General features: G+C 67.2%; 14 protein-coding genes. 8 read left to right on the forward strand and 6 right to left on the reverse strand.

From position 1 onward, the window contains the following. Positions 1-317: 317 nt before the first annotated feature. Positions 318-926, forward strand: a complete 609-nt coding sequence (locus H0264_RS17840; protein ID WP_181585013.1) for a hypothetical protein — start codon at positions 318-320, stop codon at positions 924-926. Positions 927-943: 17 nt separating this feature from the next. On the opposite strand, the gene H0264_RS17845 is transcribed toward H0264_RS17840, so the two are convergent. Beyond that, a complete protein-coding gene (locus tag H0264_RS17845) occupies positions 944-1,120 on the reverse strand; it encodes a hypothetical protein (protein ID WP_181585014.1) in 177 nt (58 codons plus the stop codon). Between the two features lie 268 nt (positions 1,121-1,388). Here H0264_RS17845 and H0264_RS17850 point away from each other — a divergent pair, with 268 nt between their 5' ends. Further along, positions 1,389-1,712, forward strand: coding sequence for a DMT family transporter (locus tag H0264_RS17850; RefSeq protein WP_181585015.1), 324 nt, complete (start codon positions 1,389-1,391; stop codon positions 1,710-1,712). A 17-nt stretch (positions 1,713-1,729) separates the two neighbouring features. On the opposite strand, the gene ilvA is transcribed toward H0264_RS17850, so the two are convergent. Further along, positions 1,730-2,953, reverse strand: a complete 1,224-nt coding sequence (gene ilvA / locus H0264_RS17855) for a threonine ammonia-lyase (RefSeq protein WP_231086432.1) — start codon at positions 2,951-2,953, stop codon at positions 1,730-1,732. A gap of 87 nt (positions 2,954-3,040) precedes the next feature. Between ilvA and H0264_RS17860 the strand changes: the two genes are divergently transcribed. The 5 genes from H0264_RS17860 (at position 3,041) to H0264_RS17880 (ending at position 6,444) form a co-directional block, all read left to right on the forward strand. After that, a complete protein-coding gene (locus H0264_RS17860) occupies positions 3,041-3,535 on the forward strand; it encodes a pyridoxamine 5'-phosphate oxidase family protein (protein ID WP_181585016.1) in 495 nt (164 codons plus the stop codon). Further along, entirely contained in the window at positions 3,532-3,978 is a 447-nt protein-coding gene (locus H0264_RS17865; protein WP_181585017.1) for a hypothetical protein, read from the forward strand. The genes H0264_RS17860 and H0264_RS17865 overlap by 4 nt, the downstream gene beginning before the upstream one ends. 158 nt (positions 3,979-4,136) lie before the next feature. Further along, positions 4,137-4,613: a hypothetical protein gene (locus H0264_RS17870; RefSeq protein WP_220140004.1), complete on the forward strand. Its 477-nt coding sequence runs from the start codon at positions 4,137-4,139 to the stop codon at positions 4,611-4,613. A gap of 136 nt (positions 4,614-4,749) precedes the next feature. Beyond that, the gene (locus H0264_RS17875) at positions 4,750-5,208 is read left to right on the forward strand and encodes an RrF2 family transcriptional regulator (RefSeq protein ID WP_181585019.1); all 459 of its coding nucleotides are present in this window, start codon (positions 4,750-4,752) and stop codon (positions 5,206-5,208) included. Positions 5,209-5,217: 9 nt separating this feature from the next. After that, positions 5,218-6,444, forward strand: a complete 1,227-nt coding sequence (locus H0264_RS17880; protein WP_181585020.1) for a globin domain-containing protein — start codon at positions 5,218-5,220, stop codon at positions 6,442-6,444. A 111-nt stretch (positions 6,445-6,555) separates the two neighbouring features. On the opposite strand, the gene idi is transcribed toward H0264_RS17880, so the two are convergent. The 3 genes from idi to H0264_RS17895 all read right to left on the reverse strand — a co-directional run bounded on the left by idi (position 6,556) and on the right by H0264_RS17895 (position 9,677). After that, entirely contained in the window at positions 6,556-7,128 is a 573-nt protein-coding gene (gene idi, locus H0264_RS17885; protein ID WP_231086428.1) for an isopentenyl-diphosphate Delta-isomerase, read from the reverse strand. Further along, positions 7,125-7,997 (reverse strand): geranyl diphosphate 2-C-methyltransferase, encoded by an 873-nt coding sequence (locus H0264_RS17890; RefSeq protein ID WP_181585021.1) that lies wholly within the window; start codon positions 7,995-7,997, stop codon positions 7,125-7,127. Before H0264_RS17890 ends, idi begins: the two co-directional genes overlap by 4 nt. A gap of 273 nt (positions 7,998-8,270) precedes the next feature. Continuing rightward, entirely contained in the window at positions 8,271-9,677 is a 1,407-nt protein-coding gene (locus tag H0264_RS17895; RefSeq protein ID WP_181585022.1) for a family 2B encapsulin nanocompartment shell protein, read from the reverse strand. Positions 9,678-10,180: 503 nt separating this feature from the next. Between H0264_RS17895 and H0264_RS17900 the strand changes: the two genes are divergently transcribed. Further along, on the forward strand, positions 10,181-13,126 hold the full coding sequence (locus tag H0264_RS17900; RefSeq protein WP_276514546.1) for an acyl-CoA synthetase: 2,946 nt from the start codon (positions 10,181-10,183) through the stop codon (positions 13,124-13,126). A gap of 94 nt (positions 13,127-13,220) precedes the next feature. On the opposite strand, the gene rffA is transcribed toward H0264_RS17900, so the two are convergent. Then, positions 13,221-14,360: a dTDP-4-amino-4,6-dideoxygalactose transaminase gene (rffA, locus tag H0264_RS17905; protein WP_181585024.1), complete on the reverse strand. Its 1,140-nt coding sequence runs from the start codon at positions 14,358-14,360 to the stop codon at positions 13,221-13,223. Positions 14,361-14,421: the final 61 nt, after the last annotated feature.

Raw genomic sequence — 14,421 nt, forward strand, 5'->3', positions numbered from 1 at the left:
GGTCGGCCGGCATTGTGCTCCTGCAACGGGACGCGCGCGTCGAGGGCGGGGAGCTGGTTTTGATCGGGCGTTACCCCATTCATTCGACGCCCGACGGGGGTTATGTAGATCTATTTCCCGGCCACCGAGTCGTGCTGATCAGCGACGGACACGGTGGGTACGCGGGCCCGGCGTATTTCGGTGGAGTGGAGATCGGCGCCATCACGTTGACCCCGCGACGTTGATCGATCGACCACGCGATCGCTGATGAGGGTCGGGCCGTTCGACCGGGCAACTCGGGCTGGTCCGAATGCACTGACCTGCCGGGTGGAGCGCGAATGGTTGTGGTGGAACGTAGCCTGCCCGGTGAGCGGCGGAACGGTGATGCTCGACGGGGAGGAAAACGACAGTTGGCCGAATCGACACAGACCGCGGTCACGATCGAGCAAGCGTGGCAAGCGCTTCCGCAGTGGGTCGCCGAGTGCCTGGACAGTGCGGCCGCTATGGCTGCGGCCCTGGGCGCGGATGCCGAGGACTACGGTTCGGATCCCCTTACTGCATTCGGGGCTTGGCAGGACTATCTCGACAGTCTTCCTCTCGACGAGTTCGAGCACAGCGACTGGGTGACACTCAAAGCTGACGTGGTCGCCTTTGTGTCCAGTGTTCTGTTGCGGCGCTTCGATTGCGAATGGCATATCGTCGCGGACGAATCCGAGAAGAGGGGGTATCACTACGTCATCGCCTCGACCTCTGACGACGGTCTGCTCCGGCTTCTCGACCTGTTCGGACTGGTATTCCACGCACTCGACAGCGGTGAAACGCAGTTGCTGAACCTGCTCACGGAGGCACTGGCTCAACTCGGAATTCCGGCGATACTGCGAGTGGTCGGCATGCCTCGGGCCGCGGGCGAAATCGACCCGAGGTCTGTGGTGCCCACGCATTCGTGAGCACCACAGGTTTTCGGTCAACCGCGCCGGTAGTTCTGGTGTTTGGCGGCGGGGACGGCGGTGCGGCCGGGGCCGTGTACCTTGCCGGTGAAGGCCGGCTGTTTGTCAGTTTTGCCGCGACGTTCCTTGCGGGAGAGGGGGCGGTCGGCGGGGTTGAGGGCTTGTGGGGCCGGGGATTGGGGATGGGTTCGCATGCTGTCCTCCCAGGGATGCGTGACCGACTCACCGGGGCGAGGCCGGTCGGAATCGGAATGCCATGCGCGGCAAGGGGTATTGCCTTGCCGGGTGGCGGTGAGAAACGGTGCTCCGGGCCGGGGACGGCACACGGGCGAGCACGGGCTCAGGAGAACAGCTGGATCCACATGTCAGCCACCATATCCAGACGGGCGGGGATCGTGCATCCTATTTTTTTTCGGGGCGTGTGTGCGGGGACACGGGGGATGGGTTGGCTACGCTCCGGCAATGACTCTGCTGCTCTTGGGTTTGGCCATTGCGTGCGAGGTGACGGCGACGGTGTCGTTGAAGCTGTCGGAGGGGTTCAGCAAGCTGCTGCCGTCGGTTGTGGTGGTGTTCGGGTACGGGTTCGCGTTCTTCTTTCTGTCGCAGGCGTTGAAGCGGGGGATGCCGGTGGGTGTGGCGTACGGGATCTGGTCGGCCATCGGGGTTGTGGCGGTGGCGATCATCGGGGCGCTGTTCCTCGACGAGCATGTGACGCCTGTTCAGATCGGGGGGATCGGGCTGGTGATTGCCGGAGTGCTGGCGCTGGAACTCGGTGGGGCGCACTGACACTCCGGCGGAGCAGGTCAATCCTGGACGCGCACAAGGTATCCGGCGTCGGCGAGGGTGGTGAGGACGTCGTCGCGGTGGGCGGGGCCTCGGGTTTCGAGGGTGAGAAGAACTTCTACCTCGTCGATGGCGAGCCAGGCGCCGGTGCGGGAGTGGGCTACGTCGAGGACGCTGGCGCCGGTGCGGCCGAGTTCGGCGAGGAGAGCGCCGAGGCTGCCAGGGCGGTCGGAGATGGTGACGCGGGCCGCCAGGTAGCGGCCCGCGGCGCTGAGGCCGTGGCCGATGACCCGGGTCAGGAGGAGAGGGTCGATATTGCCGCCGGAGAGGACGGCGCAGACGGGGCCGCGCAGGCCCAGTTCGGTTGGGGTGCAGGACATCAGGGCGGCCACGGCGGCGGCGCCCGCGGGTTCGACGATGAGTTTGGCGCGTTCCATGCACAACAGCAGGGCCTTGGACAACGACTCCTCGTCCACGGTGAGGATCGTGGGGGTGAGGTCCGCGATATGGCCGAAGGGCACTTCGCCGGGGAGGCCGACCGCGATGCCGTCGGCCATGGTCGACATGCGTTCCAGGCGAACCGGTTTCCCGGCCGACAGGGACTCCGGCCAGGCCGCGGCATCGGCCGCCTGCACGCCGATCACTCGCACGTGCGGGGCGCGTTCCCGCAGTGCCACCGCGATTCCGGCGAGCAGCCCACCGCCGCCGGTCGGCACCAGCACCGTGCCGACATCCGGTATCTGGTCGAGGATTTCGAGGGCCACGGTGGCCTGGCCGGCCACGATATCGGGGTGATCGAACGGGTGCACCAGGGTGGCCCCGGTCTGATCGGCGAATTCCCGTGCAGCGGCCAGCGATTCGTCGATGGTCTCGCCGACCTGATGCACGGTCGCGCCATAGGCCTTGGTGGCCACCAGCTTCGGCAGGGCCGCGCCCACCGGCATGAAGACCGTGGACTCGATCCCCAGTGAGGTCGCCGACCACGCCACGCCCTGAGCGTGATTGCCGGCGCTGGCCGCCACCACGCCGCGCGCCCGATCGGCGTCGGGCAGATTGGCGATGCGGTTGTACGCGCCGCGCGGCTTGAACGACCCGGTTCGCTGCAGGTTCTCGCATTTGAGCCACACGTCGTGGCCGGTGCGGTCGGCCAGTACCCGTGAGGCCACCACCGGGGTCCGGCGAATCACCGGTGCCAGCAGGGCTGCCGCGGAATCGATCTGCGCCATGACGTCCATGGCGGTCATGCTGCCAGGAGTTCGCTGGCCTGTCTCGTGCCACTCCGCATCGAACTGGACTGTTGCGTGGCGCCGGGGATGGGGCAATCGTGGGTCATGACCACTCCCAGCGCATTGCCCGCGGAGGTCACCGGCGTCCTGGACCGGTACTTCACCGCGGAGCTGTCCACCCACGCCCGCGACCACACGCCGGTGACCGTGCCGGTCGCGCCGCTCTGGCTGCCCGAACGCGGGCAGATCCTGGTGACCACTGGAATCGGCGTCCCGCACAAGGCTTTTCGTGCCCGCCGCGATCCCCGGGTGGCGCTGCTGTATTCGAATCCGGTGGCCAGCGGCCTCGACGATCCGCCCGCCGTGCTGGTGCAGGGCAATGCCTCGGTCTCCGAAATCGTCACGTGGGACGACGAATTGGCGCGGCAGTTCCACAAGGTGTGGACCGCGCAACCCAAGGGCGTGGGCGCCGACCCGATCACCAAGCGACTGTTCTGGTGGTACTACATGCGCCTCGAGATCCACATTCGGCCGGTGCGCATCCGCTGGTGGCCGGGCCGCGATATGACGGCCGCGCCGCACGAGGAGGTCCTGCTGTGATCACCAACCTGGCCGAACAGCTCGATACCGCGCTGCGGCGCTTTCCCGACGGCGCCGTGCTCATCGCCAATGATCCCGACGGATATCCGGTGAGCCTGCGCTGCGAACCGCGGCTCGAGGGCCGCGCCCTGGTCGTGGACCGGCCCACATGGTTCGCCGCGGTCGACGGCGTCGCCGCGCTGCTGGGCCACAGCCACGACGAGCAGGGCTGGAAACTGCAATCCGTGACCTCCCGGGGCACACTCGAAACCCGCGACGGCACACTGGTTTTCACCCCGAAGACGGTGACGGACAATACCGGCTCACCCGGTCAGCTGATCGCCATGGTGCGCAACGGTCACCGCGCCGCCACGGCCTACCTGCGCCGCCGCAACCTTCCGCGACCCGCCATCCCGTGGGACACGATCAAAGCGGCGCGTGCCGCGGTTTCCGGACAAAAGTGATTTAAGGTCTTCCCAAGTCGCGCCGCAGCCGGATCCGTGGCAGCGGCGTCGTGCCGTCGTGCTCTGCCTCCACCATCGCGGAAGTGAGGAAAGCTGTGCCGAACGCAGGGAAAGTCGCTCTATCGCTCGTCTTTTCGACTGTTTTCGGCCTGGCGGCCATGATGACCGTGCCTGTCGGCGGCCAGCGCGCGACCGCCGAGCCGCCCACCCTGGGCGCCTGCAATGCCGGTGACTTCCGCTGGACCGCCGTCGACGGCGGCATCACCATGACCTCGCGGCTCATGACCTTCACCTCCGTCGGCCGGCTCTGGGACTGCTGGGGCGTGCCCGGCGTCACCGGCGGCACCTTCACCGGAGTCCATGTGGCGGTATCGGATTGCATGCATCCGGCCGACGGCCCGCTCACCGTCGACATCACCTGGTCCAATGGCGAGACCAGCCGGCTGTGGGGGCCGTGGCCGGTCGGCATGATGCAGCCGACCGTCGGCCCGCTGGAAGTGGTCGCCGGTTTCGGGCAGGGTGGCCGGGTCCGGGTCACCGCCTGGTACGAGATGATGACGATGGAGCAGATCAACGGCTGCATGGGCTCCGGAATCACCACCGGCACAGGGCGAATGACCGCGGCAATGGAGTGAGGCAGAGTCGCTCGGTGATAGCCAGGGACAAATGTCAGGTCCCTGATGTGGCGTGCAAAACCCTTTGAAAATTGTGTATTTAAGCCCACCGGTCCAAATCTGCTTTTCCGAGTCGGAAATACGTACGGTGGATGACATGCAGCTCTCCCGGTTCACCGACCTCGGTTTGCGGGCGCTCATGCGGTTGGCTGTCAGCGACGGCGCTGAGGAGCGCGTCACCACCAAACTCATTGCGCGCCAAGTCAATGCCTCCGAGAACTATGTCGCGAAGGCAGTGTCGAGGCTCGCCGAACTGGGGTACGTGGAATCGCAGCGCGGTCGCTCCGGCGGGGTCTTCCTCACCGAAGCCGGGCGCACGGTCACGGTCGGCACCATTGTCCGGCGACTCGAAGGTGAATGCGAAGTCATCGACTGCGTCGGTGACAACCCCTGCCCGCTCGCGGGTGCCTGCCGTTTGCGGGGCATCCTCGCCGGCGCGCAGGAAGCCTTCTATCGCGAACTCGACCGCTATGTGCTCGCCGATCTGGTGACGCCCAGAACCGTGGAGCTGCTGTATCAGCCGGTGTTCCCGGCGAGAGAACTTGTCAACGATTAGGAGCAGGCCATGACGATCGCACCGGATTCCGCGCTGCACACCGTTCCCGAACTGGAACCCGAGCACGCCGAATTGATCCGGGCGACGCTGCCGCTGGTCGCGGCGCGCATCGACGACATCACCCCGCTGTTCTACCGCAAGATGTTCACCGCCCATCCGGAGCTGATCCGGGACCGCTTCAATCGCGGCAATCAGGCCCAGGGCGCCCAGCAGCGGGCCCTGGCCGCCTCCATCGCCACCTATGCCACGCATCTGGTCGACCCGGCGCTGCCGCATCCGCGGGAACTGCTCTCGCGCATCGGCCACAAGCACGCCTCGCTCGGCGTCACCCCCGCCGAGTACCACCTGGTGCACAAGTACCTGTTCGAGGCGATCGTCGAGGTGCTGGGCGCGGACGTGGTGACCGCACCCATCGCCGCCGCCTGGGATCGGGTGTACTGGCTGATGGCCACCACCCTCATCGATTTCGAGGGCGAACTCTACGACGCCGCCGGGGTGGAGCCCGGTGACGTGTTCCGCGAGACCACGGTGCTCGAGCGCATCGACGACCCCTCCGGTGTCGCCACCTTCGTGCTGGCCTCCGCGGATCCGGCCCGTCCGCTGCCGGATTTCGCTCCCGGCCAATACATTTCGGTGGGTGCGGATCTGCCGGACGGCGCCCGGCAGCTGCGGCAGTACAGCCTGGTGAACCGTCCGGGTGCGGGGCGGCTGGCGTTCGCGGTGCGCCGGGTGACCGGGGACGCCCAGTCTCCGGCCGGTGAAGTCTCGAACTGGTTGCACGACACCGTGAATGCGGGAGACCGGCTCCAGATCACGCTGCCCTTCGGCGATCTCGTCATCGATACCGCCGCCACCAACCCGCTGGTGCTCATCTCCGCCGGCATCGGCGTGACCCCCATGGCGGGCATTCTCGAATACCTTGTGGCACAGACCCCGCAGCGGCCGGTGACCATTCTGCACGCCGATCGCTCCGCGGCCACGCATCCGCTGCGCGAGCAGATCGTCGATTCGGTCGGCGCGCTGGAGAATGCCTGCTACAAGGTCTGGTACGAGACGGCCGGCGGCCGCATGAACCTGGGCGAGGTCGACCTCCCCGCCGACGCCGACTACTACCTGTGCGGCGGCAACGGCTTCCTGCAGTCGGTCCGCGCCCAGCTGTTCGCTGCCGGAATCCCCGGCGAGCAGGTGCATTTCGAGCTCTTCTCGCCCAACGACTGGCTGCTCGACGCGGAGTAGCATCCGTCATCCCGGCGCGCTTTTGGCCGGGATCCACACCGTTGGTGCTTCAACGGTTTTCGTGGATTCCGGCCAAAAGCATGCCGGAATGACGAGGAGAGGCAGTCCTTCTCAGCTGTTGCGACCGCGCTCCGCGAGTTCGAGCACCTGCGCGAACCACGGCGTGTACCCGCTGGGATCGGCGGTCATCCCCGCCCGCAGCTCCCCGACGGGCATCCACGCGATGTCCTCCACCTCCGCCGGATCCGGCCGCAGCGAGCCACCGTCGAGCCGCCCGATCAGCACGTGATCGAATTCGTGCTCGACCCGCCCGGTGCCGGGATCGGCGGCCTGATAGCGGAAGGTGCCGACCTCGGTCAGTTCGGCCTCCACGCCCAGCTCCTCCCGCAAGCGGGTCGCCGCGGCCTCGGCCACGGGCTGTCCGGGCGCGGGATGACCACAGCAGCTGTTGGTCCACAGCAGCGGGAAGCGGGTCTTCACCGCGGCGCGCTGCTGCATGAGCACCCGGCCCGCCTCGTCGAAGAGCAGGACCGAGAAGGCCCGATGCAGCTGTCCGGGCGCGGTGTGCGCCGCGGCCACCGATTGCGATCCGGCCGGGCGGCCCTGCTCGTCCACCAGCTCGACGAGCAGCGCCTCACGGTCGGGAGCCTGCGGAGTGTTGGATGCGTCGAGGGTGCCGGTCACCTCCCCACCTTATCGGCGGTGATCATGAGGTATTGGAAGCTGCCCTCCTTGTACGAGGTCAGGAAGGGCTTCTCGACGCCGGTGGCGAGTTCCGAATGAGTCCGCAGCTCCCAGTACGGAATGGTGGCGGGGGTCAGATCGGTGACCGCGACGGGCACCAGATTATTGGCCGCCATGGCCTTGAAGTACTCGCTGCGCGGATGGATATTGCAGCCGTAGTGCGCGTCGATCCAGCTCACGGACGCCGACCGCGCACCGAACACGTCATTGCTGCACCCGGTGATGACCACGTACCGGCCGCCCGGTTCCAGCAGTCGTGAGAATTCCGCGAACAGCTCGAAAAGGTCCACGTACATGGTGGTTTCATTGGTCCAGATGCCGCGCATGCAGCCCGCGTCGAAACCGGTGTCGAGCATGTTCTTGAAATGGAAGGTCACCTTGTCGGTGACGCCGCGCTCCTTGGCCTGATCATTGGCGAAACCGGCCTGGTATTCGGAGATGGTGACCCCGTCCACCCGGCAGCCGAAACGCTGATTGGCCATGAAACTCGTGCCGCCGCGCCCGGACCCGCCGTCCATGAGCCGATCGCCGGGCCGGACATCGCCGAGCTGGTCGAGCAGCAGATCGGCCTGGGCGGTCTCGAGCCGGTGCAGTTCCTTCACCAGCCGCTCCTGCCGGGTCTCCTCCGGCCCCTCCAGCACCGACAGATCGGGCTCGCCGATGCCGTAGTGATGGTGGTACAGCCCGTCCACCTCACCGAGTTTCGTATTGACCCGATCGTCGTTGGGGTTGTTGTTCCAGTAGGCGGCCACCGACTTCTGGTAGTCGGTGCGCAGCACGCCGTCGGCATCGGGATGGAGCACGGTCATGGCAGATCATCCTCTCGATACGGAAGTAATGCGGGAGAAGCCGCTGGAAGGCACCCGCGCGCTACGAGGTCGTGCGGCTGGAACGCACCACCCGGGCGGACCGCGAACCGAGCCCGGTCGGGCCGGAGGGAATCCGGGGCCGCGCGGGCAGCGCCGCAGGGGCCGGTTCGGGTTCGCTCACTCGTGAATCATCAAGGGCTGCTGGGGATCCCGATGGGGGAGATTCCGAGCAGCCCTCCGGAAAGGGTCGTGCCGGCACGGTCGTGCTGCCGGTCAGTCGGACTGCCGGGCGACCAGCACATTGTCGAGAATGCCGAGCGCGTCGGGGACCAGGACGGCCGCGCTGTAGTAGCAGCTGACCAGGTAGGAGATGATCGATTGGTCGTCGATTCCCTTGAAGCGGACATTCAGGCTGGGCTCGTACTCGTCCGGAATTCCGGTCTGGTGCAGGCCGATCACGCCCTGATCCTTCTCGCCGGTGCGCATGGCCAGGATCGAGGTGGTCTGGGTGTCGCTGACCGGGATCTTGCCGCACGGGTAGATGGGCACGCCGCGCCAGGCGGGCACGCGATGGCCGTCCACGTCCACCGGATCCGGATAGATGCCGCGCTTGCTGCACTCGCGCATGAGCGCCGCGATCGCCTTGGGGTGGGCCAGGAACAGTTTGGTGCTGCGCCGCATGGACAGCAGCTCGTCCATGTCGTCCGGGGTGGGCGGGCCGGACTCGGTGTAGATGCGCTGCTTGAGATCGCAGTTGTGCAGCAGGCCGAAGTCGGGATTGTTCACCAGGTCGTATTCGCGCCGCTCGTAGAGGGCCTCGATGGTCAGGCGCAGCTGCTGTTCGATCTGATCGTGCGGATCGTTGAACAGGTCCGCGACGCGGGTGTGCACCCGCAGCACCGACTGGCCGATGCTGAGCTCGTATTCGCGCGGCCGGTCGTCGTAGTCGACGAAGGTGCCGTCGAGCAGCGGCTCGCCGGAATGACCCGAGGAGATGAGGATCTCGGCCTCGCCGTACTTGTTCTGCGGCTTGCTCGGCTGTGCGGCAACGGCTTCCAGGTGGTTGGCCAGCGTCGGAATATTGTCCTTGAGCTCGTTGAGGGTGGGCCGCGTCAGCACCAGCACGGTGGTGGGCGTGACGGTCTTCACCGTGACCGGCCAGAACGCGTCCTGAGCGGTGAGCAATTCGTCGCCGAAATAGTCACCGCCGGACAGCATTCCGAGTTTGGTGGTCTCGCCGTATTCGCCGGTGCCGATCTTGGTGAGCTTGCCGTGCACGATGAGCAGCACCTCGTCGACACTGTTGCCGAATTCGGCGACCACCGTTCCCGGCGGTAGATCGCGCTGCTCGAAGCGACCGGCGATGGTGCTCAATGCCTCTTCGTCGTCGAATCCACGCAGTTGCGGCAGTTCCTGCAGTTCGACCGGGATAACCCGGGCTTGGGAACCGTCGATGATGAATTCCACCTCGCCATTGCCGAGGGTGTGGGTGAGCCGGCGGTTCACCCGGTAGATGCCGCCTTTGACCTGGATCCACGGCAGGCTGCGGGTCAGCCAGCGGGAGCTGATCCCTTGCATCTGGGGTTCGGATTTGGTGGTGTGGGCCAGCTGGTGAGCGGCAGCGGTGCTGAGGCTCCTGCGGGCGCCGTTCTGGGTCTCGATGGGCAATTCGATGGTCATGCTGCGGTCCTCAACTCGAATGGGCCACCGCGAGTAGGCGAGCGGTGGATTCCACGGCGATGTGTGCAGGTTCCGAAATGAACCTACACAAACTAGACAATTGAGTGAAAAGACAAGCGCGACAGTGCGTTCCAGCGCCCTCGATGGTAGGCGCAGGCCGCATGCGGGCGCAGCGAAATGCATAAACATGATTTCTCGCTCATGGCTATAGCGGGGGTAAGGATGTTTGCGTCATCGCATTTCCGTATGAACCGCTGTCGAACTGGTCGTCACGGAAAACGGCTCGACCGGCGCGGGGTGGGGTGGGTGTGTCGGCATTCGCAGAATTCGCATTCGGCACCGGGACCGGTGCATAAAAACTGGCCGGTTGGTTGGCATCATTGGCGCGCATGGTGCTGGTCACAAGGTCAGCGCAGTAGGCTGGCCGTATGGCAAGCTCGTCGGGACCGGTCAGCAGGGGAGACGCAGGTCACGAGCAGCTGGGTACGTCTGGGAGTGGAGCCGTGAAATTCAATAGGAAGTCCGTCGTCGGGCCGATGCAGCGCCTCGTGGCGACCGCCCAGAACGGGCTCGAGGTGATCCGCTTCGGGGGATTGGTGCACGATATCGAGTCGTCGCCGTACGAAGTGGTCGAGCGCAAGCGCATGTACCGGCTGCGGCACTACTTCCCGGACGACACCACCTCGAACCGGCCGGTCGTGGTGCTCGTGCCGCCCATCATGGTCACCGCCGAGATCTGGGACGTGAACGGCGAGGACGGCGCGGTCGGCATTCTGCACCAGGGCGGAATCGATTGCTGGGTGGTCGATTTCGGCTCGCCCGCCACCGAAGAGGGCGGCTGGGACCGGGATCTGGCCGACCACGTGCTCGCGGTCAGCAGCGCCATCGACACCGTCAACGAATTGACCGGCCGCAGTGTGCATCTCATGGGCTACTCGCAGGGCGGGCTGTTCGCCTACCAGGCCAGCGCCTACCGCTACGGCAAGGGCATCGAGTCCATCGTCACCTTCGGCAGCCCCGTGGACGTGGTGGCGGGCATGCCGTTCGGGCTGCCGCACGGACTGGCCGCCGATGTCGCCGACTTCCTGTCCGACCATGTGCTGCCGCGCCTGCCCATCACCGACTCCATGGTGAAACTCGGCTTCCAGGCCCTGGATCCGGTCAAGACCGCCAAGGCGCGGCTGGACTTCCTGCGCCAGCTGCACGACCGGGAAGCATTGCTGCCCAAGGAACGTCAGCGCCGCTTCCTCGAAGGCGACGGCTGGCTGGGCTATCCCGGCCCGGCGCTCACCGACCTGCTCGACCAGTTCGTCAAGCACAATCGAATGATGCTGGGCGGCTTCGTCATTCGCGATCAGCCGATCTCGCTGGCGGAGATCAAGTCGCCGATCCTGGCCTTCGTGGGCGAGGTCGACGACATCGGCCAGCCCGGCGCCGTGCGCGGCATCGTGCGCGCCGCGCCCAATGCCGACGTGTACGAAGCCAGCGTGGTGGCAGGGCATTTCGGTCTCGTCTCCGGTTCGGTGGCCACCCGCCAGACCTGGCCTGTCGTCCGCGACTGGGTGAACTGGCTGGGCGGGCGCGGCGAACTGCCCGCCGGGGTCGAGCGCATGACCGAACACGTGAAGAGCAAGCGGCCCAGCTCGCCGCTCACCCGCGTGGTGCACGCCGTGGGCAGCCTGGCCGAGGCCGGCACCGGACTGGGCAAGACCATCGAGGGCGTCACCGCGCAAACCCTGCGCGGCACCGTGGAACTCACCGGCGAGGCCGCCCGCGCGCTGCCGCGTCTCACCCGGCTCGGCATGATCCAGCCGCACACCCGAGTCTCGCTGGGCCGCTTGCTCGCCGAGCAGGCCCGCCGCGCGCCGTCGCGGGAACTGTTCCTGTTCGACGACCGCGTGCACACCACCCAGGCGGTCAACCAGCGCATCGACAATGTGGTGCGCGGGCTCATCTCGGTGGGCGTGCGCCCGGCCACCCGCGTCGGCGTGGTCATGGAGACCCGGCCCAGCGCCATGGCCGCCATCGCCGCGCTCTCGCGGCTGGGCGCGGTCGCGGTGCTGCTCGCCCCGGGCAGTGAACTGTCCCAGGTCATCGAGTTGACCGGCACCAAACTGCTCATCACCGACCCGGAGAACCTGCACGCGGCGGCCGCCACCGGCGCCCGGGTGCTGGTGCTCGGCGGCGGCGAGTCGCGCGGGCTGGACATTCCGCCGGGCTGCGACGTCGTCGACATGGAGCAGATCGATCCGGCGCAGGTGCAGCTGCCCGCCTGGTATCGGCCGAACCCGGGCCTGGCGCGCGAGCTGGCATTCATCCTCGTCACCGGCACCGGGGACAAGTTCGACGTCAAGTACGTGACCAACCACCGCTGGGCGCTGTCCGCCTTCGGCACCGCCTCGGCCGCCGACCTGGGCCGCCGCGACACCGTGTACTGCCTTGCGCCGCTGCATCATTCGTCCGGACTGCTGGTGAGCCTGGGCGGCGCCATCGCCGGCGGCAGCCGCATCGCGCTGGCGCGCTCGCTGGATCCGGCGCGCTTCGCCGAGGAGGTGCACCGCTACGGCGTCACCGTGGTCACCTACACCTGGACCATGCTGCGCGACATCCTCGACGCCGACACCTTCCCGAACGGGCACCCGCACCCCATCCGGCTGTTCATCGGCTCCGGCATGCCCGCGGGCCTGTGGCGGCGCACCCAGGAACGCTTCGAACCCGCACGGGTGCTGGAGTTCTACGCCTCCATCGAGGGAGATGTGGTGCTGGCCAACGTATCCGGCGCCAAGATCGGCTCCAAGGGCCGCCCGGTACCCGGCACCGCCAAGGTCGAACTCATCGGCTACGACCCGGTCACCGACGAAATCCTCACCGAGGAATCGGGTTTCGCGCGCCGCTGCGCCGACAACGAGGTGGGGCTGCTCATCGGCACCATCTCCGGCACCGTGGACGTGTCGGCGGGCGGGCTGCGCGGCGTCTTCGCCCCCGGCGACGCCTGGATGCCCACCGAGAACCTCTTCCGCCGCGACAGCGACGGCGACTACTGGCTGATGGATCGGCGCGACACCGTCATCCACACTCCGCGCGGGCCGGTGTTCACCCAGCCCATCGTGGACGTGCTCAACGACATCACCGCCATCGACATGGAGGTGGCGTACGGGCTGCCGGCCGGTGACCGCGTGCTCGCGGTCGCCGCGGTCAGTGTGCGCGCCGGATTCCGTTTGGAGGCAAAGGATGTCAGCGAAGCCGTGCGCGCACTGGCCCCGGATCAGCGGCCCGATATCGTCTACCTGATCGACGACATCCCGCGCAGCTCCACCTTCCGGCCCTCCACCCGCGCCGTGCAGGCCGCCGGTCGCCCGGAGCCGGGGGAGCGGACCTGGTGGTACAACCGGCAGACCGAAGCCTACGAGGCGCTCACTGCCGAACTCGCGGCGCAGCTGTTCCTCTGACACGGGCTCACTTTTCGCAACGAGAAGGCCCCCGGTGCGTACGCACCGGGGGCCTTCTCGTAAGTCGGGGCGGCGGGTCCGGGAACCGGCCGTGTCAGACGGTGAAGCTGGTGACGCCGTCGATGACGCGGGCGATCTGCTCGTCGGTGAGTCCCGGCCACAGCGGCAGGCGCACAACGGTTCCGGAGAACTCGGCGCTGCGCACGCAGGGCACCGGGGTGCGGCCCAGCTTCAACCCGGCCGGGCTGGAGTCGAGCGGGATGTAGTGGAACGGGGCTACGATGCCCCGCTGCGCCAGGTGCGCGATGAGGTCGTCGCGCCGGTGCTCGGTGGGCACGCGCAGGTAGTACAGGTGCGCGGTGTGCTCGCGGTCCGCCGGCACCGTCATGAGCCGGATGTCGTTGCGCGCGGCCCACTCCGGCAGCGCCGCGGCGTAGGAGTTCCACACCCGGTGCCGGTTCTGCTGGATGGTGTCGAACTCGGCCAGCTGCGCGTCCAGCACGGCGGCGTTCAATTCACTGGGCAGATAGGAGGATCCGATGTCCTGCCACGAGTACTTGTCCACCGCGCCGCGCAGGAACCGCGCCCGGTCGGTGCCCTTCTCGCGGATGATTTCCGCACGGCCCATGAGGATTTCGTCGGTGAGCAGGATCGCCCCGCCCTCACCGCAGTGAATGTTCTTGGTGTCGTGGAAACTCAGCGCGCCCACGGTCCCGATGGTGCCGAGCGGCCTGCCGCGCCACGAACCGCCCAGCCCGTGCGCATTGTCCTCGATGATGGCGAAACCGTGTGTATCCGCCAGCGCCCGTAGACCTTCCATATCCGCGCCCACGCCGCCGTAGTGGATCACCACCACGGCCTTGGTGCGCTCGGTGATCGCGGTCGCCACCGACTCCGGATCGAGATTGCCGGTCGCCGGGTCGATATCGGCGAACACGACCGTCGACCCGCGCAGCGCCATGGATGTGGCGGTGGAGGTGAACGCGAAACTCGGGACGATCACCTCGTCCTCGGGCCCGAGTTCCAAGAGCAGCCCGGCCATTTCGAGCGCGGAGGTGCACGAGGTGGTCAGCAGGGCGTGCGGCGCCGCGGTGATGGCCTTCAGCTTCGCGGTGGCCGCGGCGGTGAACTGTCCGTCGCCATGACTGTGGTCGGAGTCCAGCACGGTCTTCAGATTGCCCAGTTCGCGCGCCGCGCGATAGGGACGGCTGAAGATGATGCGGTCCGTGCTCACCGGAATCGGTCCCCTCACGGCGGTAGGTAGCCAGTTCTGGCTCGTTGCCTTTGCCGGATGG

Source organism: Nocardia huaxiensis, assembly GCF_013744875.1.
Classification (GTDB): Bacteria; Actinomycetota; Actinomycetes; order Mycobacteriales; family Mycobacteriaceae; genus Nocardia; species Nocardia huaxiensis.

Excerpts from the sequence above, each read along its gene's own strand:
- H0264_RS17850 (WP_181585015.1), top strand. The coding sequence starts at position 1,389 with ATGACTCTGCTGCTCTTGGGTTTGGCCATTGCGTGCGAGGTGACGGCG.
- ilvA (WP_231086432.1), bottom strand. The coding sequence starts at position 2,953 with ATGACCGCCATGGACGTCATGGCGCAGATCGATTCCGCGGCAGCCCTG.
- H0264_RS17840 (WP_181585013.1), top strand. The coding sequence starts at position 318 with ATGGTTGTGGTGGAACGTAGCCTGCCCGGTGAGCGGCGGAACGGTGAT.
- H0264_RS17845 (WP_181585014.1), bottom strand. The coding sequence starts at position 1,120 with ATGCGAACCCATCCCCAATCCCCGGCCCCACAAGCCCTCAACCCCGCC.
- H0264_RS17870 (WP_220140004.1), top strand. The coding sequence starts at position 4,137 with ATGATGACCGTGCCTGTCGGCGGCCAGCGCGCGACCGCCGAGCCGCCC.
- H0264_RS17880 (WP_181585020.1), top strand. The coding sequence starts at position 5,218 with ATGACGATCGCACCGGATTCCGCGCTGCACACCGTTCCCGAACTGGAA.
- H0264_RS17875 (WP_181585019.1), top strand. The coding sequence starts at position 4,750 with ATGCAGCTCTCCCGGTTCACCGACCTCGGTTTGCGGGCGCTCATGCGG.
- H0264_RS17895 (WP_181585022.1), bottom strand. The coding sequence starts at position 9,677 with ATGACCATCGAATTGCCCATCGAGACCCAGAACGGCGCCCGCAGGAGC.
- H0264_RS17860 (WP_181585016.1), top strand. The coding sequence starts at position 3,041 with ATGACCACTCCCAGCGCATTGCCCGCGGAGGTCACCGGCGTCCTGGAC.
- H0264_RS17890 (WP_181585021.1), bottom strand. The coding sequence starts at position 7,997 with ATGACCGTGCTCCATCCCGATGCCGACGGCGTGCTGCGCACCGACTAC.